The 21,789-nt window shown below is 65.1% G+C and carries 21 protein-coding genes; 17 read left to right on the forward strand and 4 right to left on the reverse strand.

The features are described from left to right. Window positions 1–249: 249 nt before the first annotated feature. The 10 genes from ACE3UG_RS02435 to ACE3UG_RS02480 all read left to right on the forward strand — a co-directional run bounded on the left by ACE3UG_RS02435 (window position 250) and on the right by ACE3UG_RS02480 (window position 11,302). Entirely contained in the window at window positions 250–1,203 is a 954-nt protein-coding gene (locus ACE3UG_RS02435; RefSeq protein WP_374619311.1) for a 2-hydroxyacid dehydrogenase, read from the forward strand. A gap of 48 nt (window positions 1,204–1,251) precedes the next feature. Further along, the gene (locus ACE3UG_RS02440; RefSeq protein WP_374619118.1) at window positions 1,252–2,193 is read left to right on the forward strand and encodes a hydroxymethylglutaryl-CoA lyase; all 942 of its coding nucleotides are present in this window, start codon (window positions 1,252–1,254) and stop codon (window positions 2,191–2,193) included. 80 nt (window positions 2,194–2,273) lie between these two features. After that, window positions 2,274–2,792 carry a YbaK/EbsC family protein gene (locus ACE3UG_RS02445; protein ID WP_374619121.1) on the forward strand — a complete coding sequence of 173 codons (519 nt, stop codon included), beginning with the start codon at window positions 2,274–2,276 and terminating at the stop codon, window positions 2,790–2,792. Window positions 2,793–2,863: 71 nt separating this feature from the next. Next, complete coding sequence (locus ACE3UG_RS02450; protein WP_374619124.1) at window positions 2,864–3,301, forward strand: thioesterase family protein; 438 nt, start codon at window positions 2,864–2,866, stop codon at window positions 3,299–3,301. Between the two features lie 60 nt (window positions 3,302–3,361). Further along, window positions 3,362–3,598: a DUF1289 domain-containing protein gene (locus tag ACE3UG_RS02455; protein ID WP_374619126.1), complete on the forward strand. Its 237-nt coding sequence runs from the start codon at window positions 3,362–3,364 to the stop codon at window positions 3,596–3,598. Between the two features lie 34 nt (window positions 3,599–3,632). Next, entirely contained in the window at window positions 3,633–4,064 is a 432-nt protein-coding gene (locus tag ACE3UG_RS02460) for a MaoC family dehydratase (RefSeq protein WP_374619128.1), read from the forward strand. A gap of 44 nt (window positions 4,065–4,108) precedes the next feature. Continuing rightward, the gene (locus tag ACE3UG_RS02465) at window positions 4,109–5,032 is read left to right on the forward strand and encodes an MBL fold metallo-hydrolase (RefSeq protein ID WP_374619130.1); all 924 of its coding nucleotides are present in this window, start codon (window positions 4,109–4,111) and stop codon (window positions 5,030–5,032) included. A 359-nt stretch (window positions 5,033–5,391) separates the two neighbouring features. Next, window positions 5,392–6,339, forward strand: a complete 948-nt coding sequence (locus ACE3UG_RS02470; RefSeq protein WP_374619133.1) for an NAD(P)H-dependent flavin oxidoreductase — start codon at window positions 5,392–5,394, stop codon at window positions 6,337–6,339. 764 nt (window positions 6,340–7,103) lie between these two features. Continuing rightward, window positions 7,104–9,050, forward strand: coding sequence for a hypothetical protein (locus ACE3UG_RS02475; RefSeq protein WP_374619136.1), 1,947 nt, complete (start codon window positions 7,104–7,106; stop codon window positions 9,048–9,050). A gap of 305 nt (window positions 9,051–9,355) precedes the next feature. After that, on the forward strand, window positions 9,356–11,302 hold the full coding sequence (locus tag ACE3UG_RS02480; protein ID WP_374619138.1) for a hypothetical protein: 1,947 nt from the start codon (window positions 9,356–9,358) through the stop codon (window positions 11,300–11,302). A 118-nt stretch (window positions 11,303–11,420) separates the two neighbouring features. Here the strand turns inward: ACE3UG_RS02480 and ACE3UG_RS02485 are convergent, their stop codons facing one another. The 4 genes from ACE3UG_RS02485 to ACE3UG_RS02500 form a co-directional block, all read right to left on the reverse strand. Beyond that, complete coding sequence (locus ACE3UG_RS02485; protein ID WP_374619141.1) at window positions 11,421–12,269, reverse strand: 3-hydroxybutyryl-CoA dehydrogenase; 849 nt, start codon at window positions 12,267–12,269, stop codon at window positions 11,421–11,423. Window positions 12,270–12,607: 338 nt separating this feature from the next. Beyond that, a complete protein-coding gene (locus ACE3UG_RS02490; RefSeq protein ID WP_374619144.1) occupies window positions 12,608–13,648 on the reverse strand; it encodes a porin in 1,041 nt (346 codons plus the stop codon). Window positions 13,649–14,161: 513 nt separating this feature from the next. After that, a complete protein-coding gene (locus ACE3UG_RS02495; RefSeq protein WP_374619147.1) occupies window positions 14,162–14,428 on the reverse strand; it encodes a hypothetical protein in 267 nt (88 codons plus the stop codon). A gap of 287 nt (window positions 14,429–14,715) precedes the next feature. After that, on the reverse strand, window positions 14,716–15,138 hold the full coding sequence (locus tag ACE3UG_RS02500) for a hypothetical protein (RefSeq protein ID WP_374619149.1): 423 nt from the start codon (window positions 15,136–15,138) through the stop codon (window positions 14,716–14,718). 754 nt (window positions 15,139–15,892) lie between these two features. On the opposite strand from ACE3UG_RS02500, the gene ACE3UG_RS02505 reads away from it, so the two are divergent. The 7 genes from ACE3UG_RS02505 (at window position 15,893) to ACE3UG_RS02535 (ending at window position 21,779) form a co-directional block, all read left to right on the forward strand. Further along, window positions 15,893–16,339, forward strand: coding sequence for a hypothetical protein (locus ACE3UG_RS02505; RefSeq protein WP_374619151.1), 447 nt, complete (start codon window positions 15,893–15,895; stop codon window positions 16,337–16,339). Window positions 16,340–16,517: 178 nt separating this feature from the next. Next, window positions 16,518–16,922, forward strand: coding sequence for a hypothetical protein (locus ACE3UG_RS02510; RefSeq protein ID WP_374619154.1), 405 nt, complete (start codon window positions 16,518–16,520; stop codon window positions 16,920–16,922). Between the two features lie 86 nt (window positions 16,923–17,008). Next, the gene (locus tag ACE3UG_RS02515; RefSeq protein ID WP_374619157.1) at window positions 17,009–17,509 is read left to right on the forward strand and encodes a hypothetical protein; all 501 of its coding nucleotides are present in this window, start codon (window positions 17,009–17,011) and stop codon (window positions 17,507–17,509) included. Window positions 17,510–17,753: 244 nt separating this feature from the next. Then, complete coding sequence (locus ACE3UG_RS02520; protein WP_374619159.1) at window positions 17,754–18,356, forward strand: hypothetical protein; 603 nt, start codon at window positions 17,754–17,756, stop codon at window positions 18,354–18,356. Next, window positions 18,353–19,906 carry a TolC family protein gene (locus ACE3UG_RS02525; RefSeq protein WP_374619162.1) on the forward strand — a complete coding sequence of 518 codons (1,554 nt, stop codon included), beginning with the start codon at window positions 18,353–18,355 and terminating at the stop codon, window positions 19,904–19,906. Before ACE3UG_RS02520 ends, ACE3UG_RS02525 begins: the two co-directional genes overlap by 4 nt. Further along, window positions 19,903–21,249, forward strand: a complete 1,347-nt coding sequence (locus ACE3UG_RS02530; protein WP_374619165.1) for a multicopper oxidase family protein — start codon at window positions 19,903–19,905, stop codon at window positions 21,247–21,249. The genes ACE3UG_RS02525 and ACE3UG_RS02530 overlap by 4 nt, the downstream gene beginning before the upstream one ends. Next, window positions 21,246–21,779, forward strand: a complete 534-nt coding sequence (locus tag ACE3UG_RS02535; protein WP_374619168.1) for a plastocyanin/azurin family copper-binding protein — start codon at window positions 21,246–21,248, stop codon at window positions 21,777–21,779. Before ACE3UG_RS02530 ends, ACE3UG_RS02535 begins: the two co-directional genes overlap by 4 nt. The last annotated feature ends 10 nt before the right edge of the window (window positions 21,780–21,789 follow it).

The raw sequence follows: 21,789 nt of genomic DNA on the forward strand, positions 1-21,789 counted from the left end.
CCCGCTGAGCGCCCCAATGCGCGCCGCACCTCAAGCTGCGTTACACTTGACGTTAACGTCAACCGAGTGAATGCGACCACGCCGCCGACACCTGCCTGAGCGACGATCTGACGTGTGCCGAGCGCGCGCGCCGGCACCGTCAGTGCGTGCCCGTGTGTCGCCACCTCGTTGACCCTGTCGCTGCGTCAAACGTCGTCAAATTTCGTCGCGCTCTTCGTCACGCTCCAATACGCGCCTGCCCCGCAATACATGGACATCCTGATCTATTCCCCGGACGGCAAGACCGCCCCGTACGAAACCAGCCTCGCCGAGCATCTGCGCGAGGCCAACATTCGCGGCTGGCAGCCCGGCGATGCCGCACCGGCCGACTATCTGGTGCTCTGGAAGCCGAACGCGGAAGTACTGCTGCCGCGCGCGCGTCTGAAAGCCATTTTCAACCTGGGCGCCGGCGTCGACGGCGTGCTCGGCACGCGCGGCGAAGGCGCGCACCACTTGCCGCCGGGCGTGCCGCTGGTGCGCCTGGAAGACGCCGGCATGGCCGACCAGATGGCGCAGTACGTGAGCGCCGCCGCACTGCGTTACTTCCGTCGTCTCGACGTGTTCGACGCTCAGCAAGCGCAAGGCCAATGGAAGTTTCAGAAGCCGAACCGTCTGACGGACTTCCCCGTGGCGGTGCTCGGCTACGGCACGCTCGGCGCGCATGTCGCCAAGGCATTGAAGGCGTTCGGTTTTCCGGTACGCGCGTGGCGTCGCAGCCAGCGCGGCGAGGGCATGCACGACAGCGGTATCGAATTGCATCACGGCGACGCGGGCTTCGACGCCTGCGTGTCCGGTGCCCGCATTCTGGTCAATCTGTTGCCGCTCACGCCGCAAACGGAGAATGTGCTCAACGCCCATTTGTTCGCGAAACTGGCGCAAGGCGCGTTCCTGATCAATGTGGCGCGCGGGGCACATCTGGTCGAAGACGATCTGCTTGCCGCGCTGGACAGCGGCCAGATCGCCGGGGCAACGCTCGACGTTTTCCGCACCGAACCCTTGCCGGCCGATCATCCGTTCTGGCGCGCCCCTCGCGTGACCATCACGCCGCACATTTCGGCCTTGACGTTGCGTGACGAAACCGTCGCGCAGATCGCGGGCAAGATCGCCGCGCTCGAGCGCGGCGAAGCCATTACCGGCATCGTCGATCCGACGCGCGGATACTGAGCGCTGCGCGACAGATCCCTTGCCTGAACCCCTCCGAGGAGACCACCCATGTCCTTGTCCACGTCGCATCTGCCGCAACGCGTGAAGGTGCTCGAAGTCGGCCCGCGCGACGGCCTGCAGAACGAGAAGCAGCCGGTCCCGACCGACATCAAGATTGCGCTGATCGATCGTCTGTCGGCCGCTGGCTTCGCCAACATCGAAACGACGTCGTTCGTCTCGCCCAAATGGGTGCCGCAAATGGCCGACGGCGCCGAGGTCATGGCCGGCATCACGCGCCGCCCCGGCACGATCTACTCGGTGCTCACGCCGAACATGCGCGGCTTCGAAGGGGCCGTGGCGGCCAAGGCGGACGAAGTCGTGATCTTCGGCGCCGCGAGCGAGGCGTTCTCGCAACGCAATATCAATTGCACCATCGAGGAGAGCATCGCACGCTTCGAACCGGTCGCACGCGCGGCAAAGGACGCGGGCCTGCGCCTGCGCGGCAGCATCTCGTGCGCGCTCGGTTGCCCATATCAAGGTGAAGTGCCGGTCGCCAGCGTGGTCGACGTCGTCCATCGGCTCGCGGCGCTCGGCTGCGATGAGATCGACATTGCCGACACCATCGGCGTGGGCACGCCGTCGCGCACGCGCGAAGTCATGGAAGCCTGCGCGAGCGTGTTCCCGATCGAGCGCCTGTCCGGCCACTTCCACGACACCTATGGACAAGCGACAGCCAACATCTACGCTGCGCTGCTCTCGGGCATCTCGATTTTCCACTCGTCCGTCGCCGGTCTCGGCGGCTGCCCGTACGCAAAGGGCGCGACCGGCAACGTGGCGACGGAAGACGTGCTGTATCTGCTGCATGGGCTTGGCCTCGAGACCGGCATCGACCTCGACGCCGTGGTGCGCGCGGGCGACTTCATTTCGCAGGCCATCGGCCGCCCGAACGCCTCGCGCGCAGGACGCGCCATGCTCACGAAGTTGCAGGACGCCGCGACGGCGTGCGCCTGAAGCCTTGGCGACCCATGAACTCGCGGACACTCTGTGCACGACAAGTGCACGATCAGCCATTCGACGACACTGAACCGACCATGAGCGAGACCCCGAAGACTGCCGCATTTGCCCAAGAGGAGGCGCTTCCCGAAAGCGCCCGTCACGTTGCGCGCTTGCTTGCCGGCATGGGCCACGACCAACCGATCGTGATGCTGCCGGCGACCGGCAAGACATCCGCCGAAGCGGCCGCCGGGCTCGGCTGCGAGGTGGCCCAGATCGCCAAGTCGATCATCTTCCGCCGCGCCGCCGACGATACGCCGGTGCTGGTCATCGCGAGCGGCATCAATCGCGTCGACGAGAAGAAGGTCGCTGCACAGGTGGGGGAACTGGCTCGCGCCGACGCGCGCTTCGTCAAGGAAAAGACCGGCTATTCGATTGGCGGTGTCAGCCCGATCGGGCATGTCGTCTCGCCCGTCACGCTGATCGACGAAGACCTGCTCAAGCTCGCGAGCCTGTGGGCCGCCGCCGGGCACCCGCATGCGGTATTCAGCCTGACGCCGAAGCAGCTCGTGGCAATGACGGGGGCGCCCGTCGTCGACGTGGCGCTGCGCGACTGAACGAACGCCGGCGGCGAAGTGGCCGGCGCAGCTTACCGACTCAGCCAGGACCCACCTCAAGGAGACCTGCCATGCCAAGCCCAGAACTTGTGCCGGGCCTGACATTCGAGTGGACCTATCGTGTGCCGCAAAAGGCCGTGGTCCCCGAACTTTACGACGACGTCGCGCTATGCCGCGACATGCCCGCCGTGCTTGCGACCGGCTATCTCGCGGGCATTCTCGAATGCGCGTGCCTGCAGGCAATTCGCCCGTATCTCGACTGGCCGCGCGAGCAATCGCTCGGCACGCTCGTCTCGTTCTCGCATCTGGCGGCCACCCCGGCGGGCGACACGCTGCGCATTCGAGGCACGCTCGTGGATGTCGCCGGCCGCACGCTGCGCTTCGAAGTCGAAGCCTGGGACGGTCTCGACAAAGTGAGCGCCGGCACCCACGAGCGCGTCATCGTCGATCAGGCACGATTCCACGGAAAACTGCGCGAGAAGGCGGCCAAGCTCGGCCTGCCGGTCTGATATCGCGCACCGCCCCACGTCACCTCAAGCGACCTCACGACCGTCACGAAAATTACGACGATGCATGCCTCCCCCGTTCCGTCGCCGTGCACCAACGTCTGCCGCATGAATCCGGCAACGGGCTGGTGCTCAGGTTGCTGGCGCACCCTCGACGAGATCGCCGCGTGGTCGACCATGGACGACGGCGACAAGCGTCATGTCTGGTCGCTGTTGCCCGACCGGCGAGCCGAGCATGAGGCGCCGCCGGTGCAGCATCGTCGTGTGATCGCCAACGACCCCGGTGCCGGCAACGGATGAGCCGCCTGGGCACACCACTCTCTTGTTAGCGCATATGGGAAAAATCGTTACCGTTGGCGAGACGTTCTGCGCCACGCATCATTTCTCGTCCGACTCGATCCGCGAATTCGCCGGGCTGGCGCACGACTTCAATCCATTGCATTTCGATGCCGACTATGCGGCCGCCGATTCGCGCTTCGGGGGACTGATTGCTTCCGGCACGCAGCAAATGTCGTATCTCGCCGCTTTGCTCGCCACGCACTACTCGAAAACAGCCCAGCCGCTCGGGCTTGAATTCGACATGAAACTGCGCCGCGCCGTGCACGCGGGTGACGACATCACAGTGCGCTGGACGGTCACCGACAGCCTGTGGAAGGAGAAACTCGTGGGCGACATCGTGTCGCTCGACGGTGAGGCCGTCAACCAACGCGGCGAGACGGTCATCGCCGCCACGGCCAAGATTCTCGTGTGCGCCAAACCGGTCTGACACGCCGCTCGCCCCCGTACCATCGCCCCTCACGAGATATCGCCATGACCTCGCCTGCCCTGCCCCCCGGACTTCGCGTGTTCGAGCGCGGTTGGCTCTCGTCGAACAATGTTCTGTTCCTCGGCGATGCGCCCGCGCTCGTCGACAGCGGCTACGTCACCCATTCTGACCAGACGCTCGCGCTCGTCGCGCACGCCCTGCCGGACGGTCAGCCGCTCGCGCGACTCGTCAATACGCATCTGCACTCCGATCACTGCGGCGGCAACGCCGCGCTCCAGGCCCGTTACGATTGCCGCACGTGGATACCGGCGGCCGAAGCCGATCCGGTGCGTGATTGGGACGCGCGACGGCTCTCGTTCGAGGCGACGGGCCAGCGATGCGCGCGTTTTGCCTTTGACGAAACGCTATCGCCCGGCGACGCCATGACGCTCGGTGAGCGCGAATGGCGGGTGCTCGGCGCGCCGGGTCACGATCCGCACGCGTTGATGCTTTATAACGCCACCGACGGCATCCTGATCTCCGGCGACGCGCTGTGGGAACGCGGCTTCGGCGTGATATTTCCGGAACTCGACGGCGAGTCCGGATTCGCCGAACAAGCCGCCGTGCTCGATCTCATCGAACAACTCGACGTCGCGCTGGTGATTCCAGGACATGGCAAGCCCTTCGACGATATCGGCGGCGCACTGGCCGCCGCGCGCGGTCGCCTTGAGTATCTGCAAAGCGACCCGGTTCGCAATGCTCGCAACGCGCTCAAGGTGCTGATCGTCTTCCGTCTCATGGCCGAGACGGAGCTGGCATGCACGACGCTCAAGACAACGCTCGACAGCGCGCGCGTGTGGCGCAACGCGGCCGCCATGCTTGCGCCGCCGTCGGGCTGGCCTGAGTTGCTCGACGCGCTCGTTGCAGAGCTCGCGAAGGCAGGTGCACTGCGTTACGAGAGCGCGACCGACCGGGTGTATGCGGTATAGGGCGCGGCGCCCCGAAAAAAACAACGCCGCTTGCCAGATACGGCAAGCAGCGTTTGAGGACGTGACGTGCCGGACGAACGCTACGGTCGCTTACGCGGCGTTCGTCCTGCGGCATCCTGATGCTGACCCCGCTTGGCACGCGATTTCATCGTAGCTCCCGACCTCGCCCGCTCCAAGGGGACTTTCCCTGATACGGCGCGAATCGAGCCTTTGGAACTGAAGCATTCTTCGAGTGCCCGCTCACCGGGCGACGTGCGATTCCCCCTATAATCGAACGATCGTTCGCTAACGCTGGGCACTGCGAATTGCGCGTCCACACGATCGCGCTGCCCGCCGAACGCCTTGCTCAAGGAGACTCCATGGCCCTTCCCAAGATTCTGCAAAACCTGGCGTTGCCTGTCGTGGCCTCGCCGATGTTCATCGTGAGTTATCCAGCATTGGTACTCGCGCAGTGCAAGGCCGGCATCGTCGGTTCGTTCCCGGCGCTCAATGCGCGCGAGCCGCAGATTCTCGAGGATTGGCTGTCGCAGATCACCGAGGAACTCGCTTCGTACAAAGCCGCGAATCCGGACGCGGTCGTCGGCCCGCTCGCCGTGAACCAGATCGTGCATCAATCGAATCAGCGGCTTGAGCACGACGTGCGCGTGTGCGTGGAGCATCGCGTACCGATCTTCATCACCAGTCTGCGCGCACCGCCCAAGGAAGTACTCGACGCGGTGCACAGCTACGGGGGCATCGTGCTGCACGATGTGATCAATCTGCGGCATGCCAACAAGGCGCTCGAAGCCGGCGTGGACGGTCTGATTCTCGTCGCCGCCGGTGCGGGCGGGCATGCGGGCATGCTCTCGCCGTTCGCGCTGGTCGGTGAAGTGCGCAAGATATTCGATGGCCCCGTCGTACTCTCCGGCGCGATTGCCAACGGCGGATCGATACTTGCGGCACAGGCCATGGGCGCCGATCTGGCCTATATCGGCACGCGTTTCATCGCCTCGTCGGAAGCGAACGCCAGCGACACCTACAAGCAGGCGATCGTCGATGCGAGTGCCAACGACATCATCTACACGAACCTGTTCACTGGCGTGTCAGGCAACTACATCCGCCAGAGCATTCTGAACGCGGGCCTCGATCCCGAGAACCTGCCCACGGCTGACAAGACGGCGATGAACTTCTCCAAGGCGAAGGCATGGAAGGACATCTGGGGCGCAGGTCAGGGGGTGGGACTCATGGATGACGTGCGCCCGGTGGCCGAAATCGTGGCGCGCCTGAAGCAGGAATACGACGACACGCGCCGACGGTTGGCCGGCTGAAGTCGCGCGCACGCGCGGCGCACCGCCGGGTCGGCCCGCGACGCGCGACGAAATCGACAACGCGGCCCCGCCCAAGCCCTGCGGGCGCACGATATGGCGTCGTCCCTCCCCAGTTGCCGCAAACGCCCTCTCCGCTCACGATGCGGGCGGCGGCAACGCTTCGTGGAGAGGAGTTGCCATGTCACCGTTGTCGAACCCGCGTGTCGTACCCCTCCCCCCTTGTTATCGTCCGCCCGGCGCAATGTCCGACCCCGCCATCGAGGTGCGGCCGTTGGCCCATTCGGCGATCAAGTCTGAGTACACGCTTCCCGAAGCACTACGCTCGGTGGGCGATGACTAAGCACGGCTCCATTGTTTCGCATACCGAAACATAAATTCGCCCAGGATCGGAATCGGTCGACAAACGTCAAACGTCGTCAGGAGACGACGCCAGCGCCACGTCGTAGCGTGGCAAACGGCGCGGTCTCGCCACGCGGTGACGAAATCAATAGTGCGCTCGGTCGAAGCGCAAACACGCCGCCCCTCCCAATGGCAGTCTTCCCTCACGGTCGCCGGTCGCCGCTCGGCTTCGCGCCGGCGCTGCCGTGCATCCATTCAGGCTCTCTTGAGGAGGCATTTTCATGCGGTATTCGTCACATTGTCGTGCGATCAACGCCCCCCCTTGCTATCACGCCGCCCACTCTGCGCGATCCCATGAGACGCATGCGTTCACAGCGCCCGCCTTTCCTCGCGAATTTCATGGCACACGCAACGCCCGCAAGCGCATGAGCGACAACGCATCCGCGCCCCTGCGCGCGCGCACCGACCCATCGTCCATCGGCCCTTGGTCGGTTGCATTCGCCGTGATGATGGTCGCGAATCTCACGATGCCCGCCGCGATGGCAACCCCCATGCTCTCCCGCATCCCGAACAATCGCCGGGGAGGGGGAAGCACGCCCGACAACGCCACAGCGCTCGCGTCAGAGGCGCAACAGGATTTGCCTGACGATGTCGAAATGCATCCGATCAACGCTGTGCAGATCAAATCGGACTATACCTTCCGGGAGTTTCTCCGGGCCGTGGCTACCGCCAGTGCGCCTTTCCGTCATCTGGGCAAAGCGATCGGCGAGGCGTACAGTGCCGTGAGCGACAAAGCAGTGGATCGGACAACGCTCGACGAAGCGCAGCGCGTCGGTGACGCGGTCGACGCCGCCACTGGGCTGATACCGGACGTGCAACTCGCGCGATTGCCCGGGCATCTGGCCGATCTCGTCGTCGATGCGCTCGATGGCAAGGCACCGCAGCCGGAGCGGCTTGCCGATTTCCTGCAATTGGGCGCGCCGCGCACGCGTGGCAGCCAAGTACCGATGCAGCCAGAATCCGCATCGGCACAGGCGCCGGAGTCCCATGCCGGCATCGATGCGCACGAACCGGTGAAGCGTTCCCACGTCTTCGACGCTGCATCCGATACCATGCCCGACAGCCGCCCTGTGGGAGACAGGGAAATCGTCGAGAGAGGCGCGGTCCATGCAGGCGGCGATACCGCCAATCCCGGCTTTCGCATCGAGGGCGAGCACGCGTACCTTCAGGGATACGAACAGGCGCTTGAGCCCGCGCACTTTCCGCCCGGACCCCGTCGCCAGTGGGTGACCATCGACGGTCGGCACTATCTTGGCGGCGCCTCCGGCTATTACCGCGTGACGCCCGGGGCACGCGCCGGTCTTTGGCTGGTCGACGCCCCACGCGGCACACGCGCACAAGTGCCGGTGACGTACAACGCGCAGACCGGCGAATGGCGGGCAGAGGCACCCTTGCGGCTGTGCGGCGGTGGATGCGGGCCGAGCCGGGAATCCACACCGGACAGCGTCGCCATGAGCAAAAACGACGTCGCCGATGCGATCCGCCACATCGCCGATCGCGACGTGCGCGATGCGATTCAGCAAGCCTACAGCGACCTGGCGCAGTTGCATCTGATGCGAACCAACCGTGAAGATCTGCGTCCCTGGCGCGATAACTCGATTGTCGAACACCGCCGTATCCTGGCACGGCAACTGATGCGGCTCGACCCGTACGCAACGCTGTTCGAGCAACAACGCGAGGCCGCGTTGATCACCGCAATCCACTACGACAACTATGTGGAATACGACCTCCTCAACCTCAGCCCCGAAGCCTTCTGCCAGGAGAATGCGGAAATTCTCTTTCACTACCTGCTGATCCGAGGGGTGCCCAGCCACCACATCCGAATGATCACCGTGCAGCCGCAGGGTCGCCCGCCGCATGTCATGGTGCTCTATACAGAGTCGGACCAGTTTATCGATCTGCTCGATCTCTCCACGCCTCAGCCGCCGGTGACGGGTCATGTCGATGGCATCAGCGGCGAACGATTTACGGCCGCCGTGTATCTGACGCGCGACACGACCGCGCTGCTCGACCCCTGGAGCCGGATCAAGGCGTCGTCGTTCAAGCACGCCAACGACATCGAGGAATTGATGCGTATGTTGGACTTCTCGCTCGCCGATACCGGGCACCGTCCCGCCAGCCCTTACACGGTTTCTCTGACCCGGCCTTATCCCACGCCCCGCGAGCGCGCTGCGGCGGCGATGCGTGGTGCCGCGAACATGGGAAGCTCAGGCCGTTCGGGAACCCCGTCGGGCACCTCGATCCGCTCGAACCCGAGTCTGCGGAACTCACCGATTCAACCGGCGGACGACAACCACGCCGCGTCGGATTGAAGACGATTCCCGGTCCATCTTCGTCTCGTTCCGGCCCTCGGCACATCCGTGCCCCCGCCCCTTCGGAGGAGTTCATGCCCATTGATTCGCACCACCGCGCCATGCGCGTCGCGCCATGCTACGGAACGCCTCATACGCCCCGAAATTGCCGGAACCCGCCAATGCCGTCGGCGGGTTTACCGCAAGCCTTTCGCGGTGCGCGACTCGCACGCCCCCAGTCCGTTTCGTACGGCTCGGAACGCCGCGAACGCACAGGCCCTCGCCAACCGCCGAATGGTACGGCGTGGCCGGCTGCGCTCGCGATCATGCTGGTCGCCAATCTCGCGGCGCCCGCCGCAGGTGCGGTGCCACGGCGCGCATCTCCCTCGGAGGGCGACGGCGAAGTCGGCGGTGCAGTCGCCACGACATGGAGTCCAGATGCACCGCCCACGGCCAACGCGGCGTCGCCAGCGTTCGGCGAGGTGGTCGTCAGGCCCATGGCGCGCGCTTCGATCAAGTCCGATTACACCTTTTACGATTTCGTGAATGCGGTAGCGGCGGCACGCGCTCCCTTTCATCACCTGGGGGAATCGATGGGCGACGCCTACACCATGCTCAGCGGTCAGGAAATCGATCCGCACGTGCGTCAGGGCGTTCAGCAAGGTGCCGACGTGCTCGACCTCGCAACCGGACTGCTGCCCGGTGTGCCGATGCTGCGACTCCCCGGCGATCTGGCGGACATCTTCAAGGATGGTCTCGAAGGCAAGTCCCCTGATTCCGAAAAGATCGCGGGACTTCTGCAGTACGCCGACCCGCGCACCATGGGGGCGGGACTGAAGCCTCACGCCGATTCGTCTGCGCCAGCGCATTCGCCGTCCGCACCTCGTCCTGTAGACCCCTCCTTACCGGCGCACCGCGTTGACGCACCGAGCGCCGAATTCATGCAAGATCGCCTTTCCATGCCACGGTCCGACGCCGTCCAACCCGGCAGCCAAGGCGACACGCATGACAAAGCGGAAGACGCCGGCGCGGAAGACGCGCGAGAAGCCGTGCTTTCCCCCGCTCTGCCACCCGGTGAGCCGGCGCACGTCCTCGAACCGGCGAGTCCGCTTCATATCGTTGACGAACGCCAGTATCTGCACGGCTACGAACAACACTTGCCAGTCGATCAGCTTCCCCCCGGCGAACCGTCGCGCCTCGTTCTGGTGAATGGCCACCATTACCTGAGGGGCGAAGCAGGCGACTACCGGGCACGGCGCGGTCTAAGCGCCGATCATTGGCTTGTCGATGCCCCTCAAGGCAGCGAGCGGCGCGCGCAAGTGCCAGTGACGTACGACGCGAGCACGGGGAAATGGCACGCCCACGCGCCACTGCGCCTGTGCGGCGGTGGGTGTGGTTCGAGTCGCTTGGCCCATCCGGCGGACAGCATTGCCGGCAGCTTCGACGAGATTTTCAGTGCGGTACGACACCTTCCCGACGAAAACGTGCGGGAGGCGATTCAGACGGCGTATTCCGAACTCAGTGAATTGCACCTTCGGCGAACGAATCGCGCCGATCTGCAACCGATTCGCGACAATTCGATCATCAATCACCGTACCGTGCTTCGCGACGCCATGCGCAAGACAATCGACCCGAGTTCACCGCTGATCAAGCAACAGCGCATCGCTGCCGAGATCACGGCGAACTATTATCTGTGGACTGCGGCGGCCGAAGCCTTCTGCCAGGAGAACGCCGAAATTCTCTTTCACTTCCTGCTTGAGAGCGGCATCTCAAAAAGGAAGATCCGCATGATCACGTTCAAGCCGCAAAACCGGCCGCCGCATGTCATGGTGCTCTACACGGAATCCGAACACTTGATTGCACTCCTCGACCGATCGACCCCGGTGCGACCGCTGCATCGGGACGGTATCAGCCACGAGTTCTTCCGGGAAGCCGCCTATCTGACACGCCATTCGACGATCCTTCTGGACCCATGGAGCACCCTCAAAGCCGTCTCGTTTGGAGGCGCCAGCAACCGCTTCGATGCGGGTCGCTTGATCAACCGGGCGCTCGTCGATATCGGACATACCCCCGGCAGTCCCTACATCGTCTCTCTCACGCGCCCGCTCGGCATCCATCGGACAAGCCCGAACGGCTCGTTAGGTCAGGGCAGTTTGGGGAGTTCAGGCAGTTCATCAGGCCATTCCGCGTTAAACCCACCGAGCCGGAGTGACAGTCCGTCATCCGGAGATAGCATGTCGTTGCACGAGGCTGAGCCTGACGGGTCGCGTTGATGTGCCGATCACGTCCCGCCGAACCCTAAGGGCCCCGAAGGACGCGCGTTTGCGGCCAGGAACCCGGCGCGCCTTACGCGCCGGGTTCCTGCCGCTCAGCCGGCCATGCAACCGGGCGTCAGTACGTGTACACGCCGCGCCCGGTCTTGCGTCCGAGATATCCGGCGGCGACCATCTCCTTGAGCAACGGGCACGGACGGTACTTCGAATCCGCAAATTCTTCGTAGTAGACATTCATCACGGACAGGCAGACATCCAGACCGATCATGTCGGCAAGCGCCAGCGGACCGATCGGATGATTACACCCGAGCTTCATGCCTTCGTCGATCTCCTCGGGCGACGCGAGATGCTCCGCCAACACAAAGAATGCCTCGTTGATCATCGGCACCAGAATTCGGTTGACGACGAAGCCCGGTGCGTTCTTCACCGTGATCGGCGACTTGCCGAGCTGGCGTGCGAGCGCATCGACACGCGCGTGCGTCTCGTCGCTCGTCTGCAGACCGCGAATGATCTCCACGAGCGCCATGAGCGGCACCGGATTGAAGAAGTGCATGCCGATGAACTGGTCTGGCTTGGCGAGCACGGCGGCGAGTTTGGTGATCGAGATCGACGACGTGTTCGACGCGAGGATCGCGCCGTCTTTTGCCACGCCCTCAAGTTGCTTGAGGATCTTGACCTTCAGATCGAAGTTCTCGGTCGCCGCTTCGATCACGATGTCGGCCGTGGCAAGCGATGCGTAGTCCGTCGATGTATTGATGCGCGCAAGCGCTGCATCCTTGTCCGCCGCGCTGAGCTTGTCCTTCTTGATCAGGCGGTCGAGACTGCCGGCAATCGTCGCCACGCCCTTCTGCACGGCCGCATCGCTGATGTCGACCATCGTCACCGGCAGCCCCGCCACCGCACACGCCTGTGCAATGCCGTTACCCATGGTGCCGGCGCCAATGATGCCTACGTGTTGAATCGTCATGTTGTCTCTGCTCCGTTTGTGCTGAAAGATGGCGGGAATACCGTCTTGCGCGGTGCACAAATCATAGCGCGGACACGTCGATTCGATGACACATGAAACCGCTGTGCGAAACGCGTCAGATGCGGCGTCGAATACATGCCGGATATACGCGGGATATACGCGGGATATACGCCGAATACACGCCGGATACATGCCGATTTCGCGCAGCGTTCGCGCCCATGGCGCGTCGCGCATTCGTCGTCGCTCAACGAACGAAGGGGGCAGACGCCGCTTCAAACCGCGTCTGCCCCCTTCGACGATGTTCCTTCACACGCCTGTCCGGCGCGCGCGCCTGAATCTCAGAACTTCATGCGCACGCCGCCACCGAAGGTGTCGCCGCCCGAGAGCGTGCTCACCTTGTCGTTCATGTAAGCGGCGTAGATGTCGGTCCGCTTCGACAAGTTGTAGTCGTAGCCGAGAGCCCACGTCTTGCGGTTGACGTTGCTCGCGCCTGAGCTCTTCGTGTACGCGTACGACGCGAGCACGCTGCCGTTACCCAGCGGCACCGATACGCCGAGCTGGCCGCCGTTCTCCGACACCCCGCCGCCGGTGATGTTGTTGCGGATGTACTGATACTGACCGAAGAGCTTCACGACTTGCAGGTCGTACGTCGCGCCCAATTGCACGGCTTGTTGGCTGCGAAAGCCGGCCATGCCGGCGAGGTCGTCCGGCTGCGCATCGAACTTCACTTGCTGGTAGGCGACGGTCGCGGCAAACGGGCCGTTGAAGTACAGCGCCGACGCACTCCACTTGTTCTGCCCCGTCTCACCCGCCTTGTTACCGAACGCGTACGACACGCTGCCCGAGAGTCCCTTGAAGTTCGGCGTGGTGTACATCACGGCGTTGCTCCAGCCGGAGTCGCCCACAATGCCCTGACCGCCCTCGCCAATGAACGTGTGGAACACCATCGGGCTGAACGTGTACGAATCGACGAACGGATTGAACAGAATCGTCGAGACGAAGTACGACGTGGTGAGACGACCGATCGTCACCGTGCCGGCGGTGTCCGACGACAGACCGACGTACGCGTTGCGCGAGAACATCGAATCGCCCTGGAAGCGTCCGTACTGTCCGTTCTGCGGACGGAAGAAGTCTTCGAGCACGAAGACCGCCTTCAGGCCGCCGCCGAGATCCTCGCTTCCCTTCATGCCCCAGTACGACGTCGACATGCCACCGCCGCCCTGCGTCCAGGCACGGTCGCCGCCCGGGTTCTTGACCGCGCCTGCCCAAGCGTCGACCTGACCGTACAGCGTGACGTTCGATTGTGCGAATGCGGGCGCGCTCACGCACGCACCCAAAACGAGCGCCCCGCCAATGCCCTTGGCCATACTCCGCTTCATTGACTTCTCCTTGATTTATGTCTTTTGTGTGCCGGTTCCCGGGTTGCACGGAACCTGCCGGCGCCTGCTTGCGAAGCGCCTCCCTGATAAACGGCCGTGATTCTCGCACAGGCCCGCCCTGCACAGATAGGCCAGGACAGCGTGGAAAAATGCGTCACACGAAGTGACCGGGAAATGGTGGAGAGACAAAAATCGGTCGAACATCCGCGCCACAATTAATCCCGGTATAACGAGATCGATATATTCCTTATATCGGCGGGTTAGCGATGACTCACATTCACGGCAGCATTGGGGAAACGTAGGCAGGCAGCAAGAACGACTGGCGGACGTCGTTGTGGATAGGCGTGCATCTGCAATGTTGCACATGTGCAACATTGCCTGCGTTCTTGAGGAAGGAAGAGCGGGAGGGAGGGAGGGAGGGAGGAAAAGCGTGAACGACGAAGGTACTCAGGCGACGGCGTATCGTGAATACCGTTGGCGACTGCGCTCAGCGAATGCAGTCAGCGACGGCGCTCAGCGACCTCGGCGGCCACCCTGGCCGCCGCGCGGACCGCGTGGCTCGCCTTGGGGCGTGTACAGACGCTCCCGCGGTTCTGCCGGTGCGGCCCAGTTCGGATAGGCTGCCTGGCCACGACCGCGATCGGCGCTGAAACGGCTGATGTCTTCCCGCAGCGACGCCTTGTTCATGTCCAGCATGTCGCGCCGACGCCCGCCATCCGCCCAGGCGGGGTAGGCGCACGCGAGCAACAGAAGGAAACAGTAACGAAGTCGGACACTCATGGGGGTTCAGCCATCACGCCCGGCCGCTAAGGTGGGGCCGGTTGGCACGAGACGCCGCCGACACCTGCGGGTTGCAGGTGCGCCATACGCCTCAAGAATGACTTTACCGGCTCGGCCGAGCGAGCGTCGACTGAAAAAATGTTAACGGCGGGCGTGGTCTGCAACCGTTTGTAACCGGGCCATCGCGCGGACACGAGGCGCGCTGCCCGCCCGGGCCGCCGGGCTCGGAACCGTCGGTTCTGCCCGCAGTGAGCCCGCCGGCAACGCCGGCAGAGACAACCCGTGACTTACTTCTCGATCTGCTTTTCGACGGACAGCGATATCTCGCGCAGACGCTCGCCGCGCGGCGTCACCAGGTCCTGCGCCGTGACCGTGAAATTGACCGGGCGTGCGTACTTCCGGCTCGCGCTCTGCCATTCGGCAGGCAAGCCGGCCGGGTTCGTCGTGGTCGTTCGCAGCGTTGTGACGCCACGCGTGCAGCGCGAGACCTGCGTGGCGAAGCCCTGGGCCTGACGGCGCAGATCCATCGGTGCGATCTTCTGGTAATCCCAAACGCATTCGTAGGTCGGGGCAAGGCCCGTCGCCCGGAACACCTTGCAGTCGCCCCCCGGCATCGAGTAGGTTGCCTCGTAGCTTTCGCCGCGATTGCTCTTGGCCGCCAGCGGGCCGGTGACGTCTACAAAACCGCTCTGCGCGCTCTTGGCGAGCATGAGGATGCCTTCGCACTGATCAGCGGCGAAGGCCGACTGCGCCGCGCACAGGCAGGCAAGCAGCGTCCATCGCTTTAAAGAATTCGTTGCCATCATTGGAATGTTTGACTGAGGGGCGCGGCATCGTACGGCGTGATTGCCGTGCGGGACCGCACCCATTGCAATATTGCCTTGAATGGTGCCATTAAAACCCAAAGTCGGTGCAGACGAAACTACAGGCACACGGGAAATCGTGCGTCAATTCGAGTGCGTGCGCGCCGCAGGGTTCGTACACGGCGCTCGCTCATCCAAATGGTCGATTCGCCCGCGCCACGCGTGATCTATACTCAAGTGGCAGTCGAACTGCATGGGCACTGCCGGGAACCGGTGACGGTTCGGTGCATTGCGGCAATGCCTCTTGGTGCCAAGTCTTCTTGGCCCATACCATGCCGCGCCGGTACGCGTGGCTGGCGATACCCCGATGGGGCCTCAACCGGCGGCTTAGTCCGCCGGTTTCCCTTTGGACGTATCTCTTGAAACGTCTCTTCCTTCCGCCCGACCGGCTTGTGCGATACCTCATGCCGACGGATTAAGCGAAAGTTCGGATTTCGCCTGCGGCACAGCTCTGCAACCATCCAATCACAAGACACAAGAACAACATTCGCCGGGCACGTACCTTCGAGAAGTCAACGGAGTGTTTGTGGATACCTGTACGTCGTCGGCAGTGTTTGGCTTGCGCTGTGCTCGCGCGGTTTCGCGTCGCGCGGGGTGAACCATGGGGCAAGCCACCCATCCCGACAGTCTTCGTCCCGCAAGTTCGCACAGTACCGGTGCCCACGCCCCGTCGCGCGCGCTCAAGCACGTTCGCGGTCACGGCGGCACGCTCGCCCATGTGCTCGGCGCTCTCGGCATGTTCCGCTTCCGGCACGGTCACTGGCCGAGCCGTCTGTATCTCTATCCCGAGACGCTCGCCGCACTCGTGCAGGACCTCACGCCGTTAGGCTTCTATCGGATCCAGCGACGGCTCGACGTCGCGGCCGACCTCGAGCGCGATCTGTTCTGTGTCGACGACCGGGGCAATGTGTCGATCTATCGCGTGCAGGCGCCGTCGGATTCGGCGAGCATCGATGCAGCCGCCGTTTGGCTGGGGCTGTCGCCACCGGCGGCGTGCAGCCCGGACGGACGGTCGCGTCCGGCCGCCACACCCAAGCCTCCCCGCTGACGACGCCCCTCGCACGGCGAGCGTCCGTCGCCGGACGATGGCGTTGCGCGCCGGGTCTCGTCCTCCGCCGGACGCCGCCTTCGCCCACTGACCGCTTGACCGCTTGAGCGCCCACCGGACCCCGTCGCGCCGCGCGGGGAGATCCCACCTCCGCACTTCTTTCTGCCGGAGAGATGTCATGAACCGACTCGCGATCATTCTGAATGGTTTGATGCTGCTCTATCTCGCTGCGGCAACGGTCGTCGGCGTGCAATCGAGCGCCGCCGACGGGCATGCGTTACTCGCCAGCGTGTTGGGCGTGATGCTCGCGCTTTGCGTGCTGGCGCTGCTCGCGGCCCCGTTCTATGTCGCGCTCACCGTGCTGGTCACGCAATCCGAGCGGCATCTACGGCTGGCTGCGTGGCTCCATCGGGTACTGCTCACGCTGATGGTGACGCTGACACTCATCTCGTTCCTCGCCCGCGACACCATCGAAGTCTCCGCCCCCCTCTTTGGCCTCGTCGCTGCGGTGTGCATCGTCAATCTCGTCGCCCTCTCGCGACGGCGTACACACGTCGAGGCATACCACCTCTTCGAGCATTGAGACCCTGCACACATCCCTGGCCGTGCACGCGCGTGCGATGCACGTCCATTTGCGAGCGTCGCGCGGGCGATGCTAGACTGCGCAGCATGAATCGCTGGCGCAAACTTCTCGTGCTGTGGCTGTTGTGCGTGTCCGTGCCGTTACAGGCCATGGCCGCGCTGCGCATGCATTGCGCGCCGGGAATGCCCGCGTCGGCGATGCCACCCGCCGCTGCCCAGGCGCCCGACAATGCGGTCACGGCCATGCAGGGCATGCATCGCGCGATGATGAACGCGACGATCGCGAGCCACGGCGACGCGATGCCGGGCATGGCTGCCAGCGACAGTGCCGCCTTGGACCCTGCCCAATCGCATCCGATGGCACACGCGGACCGCTCGTCAGACAGCGCGGCGTCACACGACTCGCACAGCCAGCCCACCGGTTGTTCCGCCTGCGCGGCGTGCGCCATCTGCACGGCGCTTGCGCCCAGCGGCGGGCTCCGCACACCGGACGCTCAGCCGTCCACCCCCATCCCCTTCCTGCGCACGTCGTCCAGCAGCGCCATCGTTGCCGTGCCTGAACGTCCTCCGAAAGCTCGCGCCGCCTGACGGTCCGTCGTCACGGCGAACGGCGAACGGCAAGGGCGACCTCGCCTGACGTCGCCCGCCCGCCGACCGATCGCGCACCGTCTGCATTGCCCGTCAGACTGACTTACCGCACCGTTGCATGACCGGCGTTCGCGCGCCTGTCGTTCACGCCATGAGTCCGTCTGTCAAATGACCGCGCAACGCCGGACTGTCCCGCAAACTTGCGGCGCAGATGTCCGGCAGCGCCCGCTTGACGAGACTTTCGATGACACTTTCTTCTCTACGACCGCGTGCGTGGATCGTACCGATCGCGCTATCGCTGTGGGCTGCGGGGCTCGCGCCCGCCTGCGGCGCGACAAGTGCGACGCCGGAGACGTCGGGAACGCCGGGAACGTCGGGAGCGCCGGGTACGCCGCCTCCTGGCGGCGATGGCCGCGCCGATGTGACGCGCGCCGACGACCCGGCCTCGCCCGATGCACCTGCCGGACCGCCGCCGAGCGGCGTACTCCGCGACTTCTCCCGGCCTGCACTGTCCGTGCCCGCTGACGATTGGCGCATGATCAATGCGAGCGTGTCCGGTGGGGGCCACGACATGGCAGGCCACGTCAGCGCGAACACGAGCGCCGCACCGTCGCCCTCCCCGCACGCTACTCACGCTACTCACGCTACTCACGCTGCTCCCACCGCTCCCGCCGCTCATGGCGCTCATGGCGCTCATGGCGCTTCGCCTGCGGCGGGTGCAGCGACGCAGGCCCAGGCGAATCACGAAGCGATGGGGCACGCCATGCCGACGCCACCGCCCTCCGGCACGGCACTCGACTCGCAGGCAGCGCCTGCCGGACACGACATGCGGGGAGGTGTGCGATGACGGCCTACCGCTCGCGCCCCGGCCTGCGTCTCGCGGTGGCTGCGCGGTACCGCGCGCCCACCGCATCGCGAACGCGACGGCGCCGCCACGCGCCCCGGCTGGTCGCAACGCTCGCCACGCTGCTCCTGTCGGGTTGCGCCACGTTCAGCCAAGACGGCGGCTTCGGCCCGGTCGCCGACGCGACGCAACGGCATCTCGGAACATCTGCCGTCTGGGCCCGCGACGACGCCACCGCCCAAGCCCTCGCAAAGGCGCGCGACGACCTGCTTTCCCGAACGCTCGACATCGACGCCGCAGTCCAACTCACGTTGCTCAACCATCGCGGCTTGCAGGCTACCTACGCGGAACTCGGCATTGCCGAAGCGTCGCTCGTGCAAGCCGGACGCTTGCCCAATCCCCGTTTCTCGTTTCAAAGGGTGCAAGGCGGCGGCGATATTGGCATCGAGCGCACCTGGGGGTTCGATTTCGTTCGCGTGCTCACGATGCCGCTGGCGTCGCGAATCGAAGCGCGACGGCTTGCTCAAGTCCAGGCGCAAGTCACGCAAGCGATCGTCGAACAGGCAACGCGAACGCGGCGAGCCTGGATCGAAGCCGTCGCGGCGCAGGAGCGCGTGCAGATTCTCGAGCAGACGCGTCTCGCGACACAGGCGGCCAGCGAACTCGCCGACGGCATGGCGCGTGCGGGCAACTTCAGCGCGATGCGCCGCACGCAGGAAGTGCTCGTCGATGCGGACACGGCCGCGCGACTCGCGCGTGCCCGCGAGCAGTCGGATATCGCACGCGAACACCTCGCCCGGCAAATGGGCCTGTGGGGACAACAACTGCGCTTCACGCTACCGGCGCGTCTGCCCGCGCTCCCACGCACTCGCCCGGCATGGCCCGACGCCGAAGCTCGGGCACTGCGCGAGCGCGGCGACGTTCGCGCGGCTCGCGCAGCGCTCGAGAGCACGGCAAGCGACCTGGGACTCACGCGCGCCACCCGCTTCGTCAACGTGCTCGATACCGCCTATCGCGACAACAGCGCGACGGGTTCGCCCAACCAGCGCGGTTACGAGATCTCGCTCGAAGTGCCGTTGTTCGACTGGGGCACGGCGCGTGTGGCCGGGGCGCAAGCGCGCTATCGGCAAAGCGTCGAGCACCTCGCCGATACGGCGGTCGCGGCGCGCGCCGACGTGCGTGCGCGCCGCGCACAGACGCTCGCCGCCTGGGACATCGCGGCGCATTACCGCACCACGATCCTGCCCATGCGCCAGCGTATCTCCGACGAATGGTTGCTGCGCTACAACGGCATGCTCGCCAGTGTCTTCGATCTGCTGAGCGATGCCCGCGAGCAGCGCGACACGGTCCTCGCATACATCGACGCCACCGCCGATTTCTGGCTGGCCGATGCGTCGTTGCGCGAAAGCCTTGGCGGTGGCGACCCGGACACGGACGACGCGTCGTCCGCCCCCGCAGCCACGCAAGGCGCCGGATCGCCGACACGCCCGCCCCCGTCGCCCCCGTCGCCCGTTCAACCCATCCCGACTCACCCACACGGAGGTGGCGCATGACTTCGCGCCGACGATTCCTGCGTGACGCCAGCCTCGCCGTCATGGGCGCGGCCACGGTCGAGCGCACCAGCCTCGCCGCGCTGCCCGAAGCGGCAACGCGTACCGACGCCAGCACTGCCAAGCCGCACTCACCGCCCAACGGCCGGGCGTACCGTCCCGTCGTGACGCTCAACGGCTGGACGTTGCCGTGGCGCATGCGCCATGGCGTGAAGGAGTTTCATCTGATCGCCGAGCCTGTGGTGCGGGAGATTGCCCCGGGCATGCAGGCGAACCTGTGGGGCTATAACGGACAGAGTCCGGGACCGACCATCGAAGTGGTGGAAGGCGACCGCGTCCGCCTTTACGTGACGAACCGCCTGCCCGAGGCGACGAGCGTTCACTGGCACGGCCAGCGCCTGCCCAATGGCATGGACGGCGTAGCCGGCCTGAACCAGCGCGCCATCGCGCCGGGACAGACCTATGTCTATGAGTTCGAAGCGAAACGGGCCGGCACCTTCATGTATCACCCGCACGCCGACGAGATGATGCAGATGGCGATGGGGTTGATGGGCTTCTGGGTCACGCATCCGAAAGACCCGTCGTTCATGCCGGTCGAGCGCGACTATGTCTTCCTCATCAATGCCTACGCCGTCGATCCCGGCAGCCGTACGCCGCGCGTGAACGAGATGACGGACTTCAATCTCTGGACTTGGAACAGCCGCGCATTTCCCGGCATCGATCCGCTGGTGGCGCGTCAGGGCGACCGGGTGCGCATTCGTATCGGCAATCTCACGATGACGAACCACCCGATCCATCTGCACGGTCACGAGTTCAAGGTGACGGGCACCGACGGCGGTTGGGTGCCGCCCTCGGCGCAGTGGCCGGAAGTCACGACCGACGTTGCCGTGGGTCAGATGCGCGCCATCGAGTTCGACGCCACCGAGCCGGGCGACTGGGCGTTCCATTGCCACAAGTCGCACCATACGATGAACCCGATGGGGCACGACGTGCCGACCATGCTGGGCGTGGATCAGCGTGCGATCGCCGCGAAGATTGCGCGCATCATTCCCGACTACATGGCGATGGGCGAGACCGGCGCCTCGATGAACGGCATGGAAATGCCGTTGCCGGAAAACACCCTGCCGATGATGACCGGCACCGGCCCCTACGGCCCCATCGAAATGGGCGGCATGTTCACCACACTGAAAGTCCGGCCGAACCTGCCGCGCGACAGTTACCGCGATCCCGGCGCATATCGCGCGCCACGCGGCTCGGTCGCTGTTCCGTGGCAAGGCAGCACTTCCGCGTTACCCTCTACCCATCGTCAGCCCGCTAACGCAGGCAAAACCGGAGTCAAATCATGATGCGTTCGTTGCTCTCCCGCGCCCTTTTCAACCCCTTCAACCCCTTCACCGCCCTCGCGCCGCTCGTTCTTGGCGCCGCCACACTCGCATTCGCCGCCCCCGCCTTGGCCGACGATCCGCACGCCATGCACATGCAGCACGGTCAAAGCGGCGCCGCGGCAGGCATCGGTGAACCCGGCGACGACGCGCAGGCCACCCGCACCGTGGAGGTCGACATGCGCGACACCATGCGCTTCTCGCCTGCCACGCTCACCGTGCGTCGCGGCGACACGGTGCGCTTCGTCATCACCAACCGTGGCAAGCTCCGTCACGAACTGACCCTGGGCACGGCCGCGTCGCTCGCGGAACACGCCAAAATGATGCAGCAGATGCCCGACATGATTCACGCCGAGCCAAACGCCGTCACGGTCGAACCCGGTGAGCGCAAGACGCTCGTGTGGCACTTCGCGCAAGCCGGGACCGTCGACTTCGCGTGCCTCGAACCGGGACACTTCGCCGCCGGCATGCACGGCGTCGTCAACGTGCGCTGATCGCGAACGC

Origin of the sequence: Pandoraea sp. (assembly GCF_041919235.1) — a bacterium.
Classification (GTDB): Bacteria; Pseudomonadota; Gammaproteobacteria; order Burkholderiales; family Burkholderiaceae; genus Pandoraea.

Bases quoted from the DNA above. Each gene is read 5' to 3' on its own strand.
- ACE3UG_RS02435 (WP_374619311.1), top strand. From the start codon at position 250: ATGGACATCCTGATCTATTCCCCGGACGGCAAGACCGCCCCGTACGAA.
- ACE3UG_RS02440 (WP_374619118.1), top strand. From the start codon at position 1,252: ATGTCCTTGTCCACGTCGCATCTGCCGCAACGCGTGAAGGTGCTCGAA.
- ACE3UG_RS02445 (WP_374619121.1), top strand. From the start codon at position 2,274: ATGAGCGAGACCCCGAAGACTGCCGCATTTGCCCAAGAGGAGGCGCTT.
- ACE3UG_RS02450 (WP_374619124.1), top strand. From the start codon at position 2,864: ATGCCAAGCCCAGAACTTGTGCCGGGCCTGACATTCGAGTGGACCTAT.
- ACE3UG_RS02455 (WP_374619126.1), top strand. From the start codon at position 3,362: ATGCATGCCTCCCCCGTTCCGTCGCCGTGCACCAACGTCTGCCGCATG.
- ACE3UG_RS02460 (WP_374619128.1), top strand. From the start codon at position 3,633: ATGGGAAAAATCGTTACCGTTGGCGAGACGTTCTGCGCCACGCATCAT.
- ACE3UG_RS02465 (WP_374619130.1), top strand. From the start codon at position 4,109: ATGACCTCGCCTGCCCTGCCCCCCGGACTTCGCGTGTTCGAGCGCGGT.
- ACE3UG_RS02470 (WP_374619133.1), top strand. From the start codon at position 5,392: ATGGCCCTTCCCAAGATTCTGCAAAACCTGGCGTTGCCTGTCGTGGCC.
- ACE3UG_RS02475 (WP_374619136.1), top strand. From the start codon at position 7,104: ATGAGCGACAACGCATCCGCGCCCCTGCGCGCGCGCACCGACCCATCG.
- ACE3UG_RS02480 (WP_374619138.1), top strand. From the start codon at position 9,356: ATGCTGGTCGCCAATCTCGCGGCGCCCGCCGCAGGTGCGGTGCCACGG.
- ACE3UG_RS02485 (WP_374619141.1), bottom strand. From the start codon at position 12,269: ATGACGATTCAACACGTAGGCATCATTGGCGCCGGCACCATGGGTAAC.
- ACE3UG_RS02490 (WP_374619144.1), bottom strand. From the start codon at position 13,648: ATGAAGCGGAGTATGGCCAAGGGCATTGGCGGGGCGCTCGTTTTGGGT.
- ACE3UG_RS02495 (WP_374619147.1), bottom strand. From the start codon at position 14,428: ATGAGTGTCCGACTTCGTTACTGTTTCCTTCTGTTGCTCGCGTGCGCC.
- ACE3UG_RS02500 (WP_374619149.1), bottom strand. From the start codon at position 15,138: ATGCTCGCCAAGAGCGCGCAGAGCGGTTTTGTAGACGTCACCGGCCCG.
- ACE3UG_RS02505 (WP_374619151.1), top strand. From the start codon at position 15,893: ATGGGGCAAGCCACCCATCCCGACAGTCTTCGTCCCGCAAGTTCGCAC.
- ACE3UG_RS02510 (WP_374619154.1), top strand. From the start codon at position 16,518: ATGAACCGACTCGCGATCATTCTGAATGGTTTGATGCTGCTCTATCTC.
- ACE3UG_RS02515 (WP_374619157.1), top strand. From the start codon at position 17,009: ATGAATCGCTGGCGCAAACTTCTCGTGCTGTGGCTGTTGTGCGTGTCC.
- ACE3UG_RS02520 (WP_374619159.1), top strand. From the start codon at position 17,754: ATGACACTTTCTTCTCTACGACCGCGTGCGTGGATCGTACCGATCGCG.
- ACE3UG_RS02525 (WP_374619162.1), top strand. From the start codon at position 18,353: ATGACGGCCTACCGCTCGCGCCCCGGCCTGCGTCTCGCGGTGGCTGCG.
- ACE3UG_RS02530 (WP_374619165.1), top strand. From the start codon at position 19,903: ATGACTTCGCGCCGACGATTCCTGCGTGACGCCAGCCTCGCCGTCATG.
- ACE3UG_RS02535 (WP_374619168.1), top strand. From the start codon at position 21,246: ATGATGCGTTCGTTGCTCTCCCGCGCCCTTTTCAACCCCTTCAACCCC.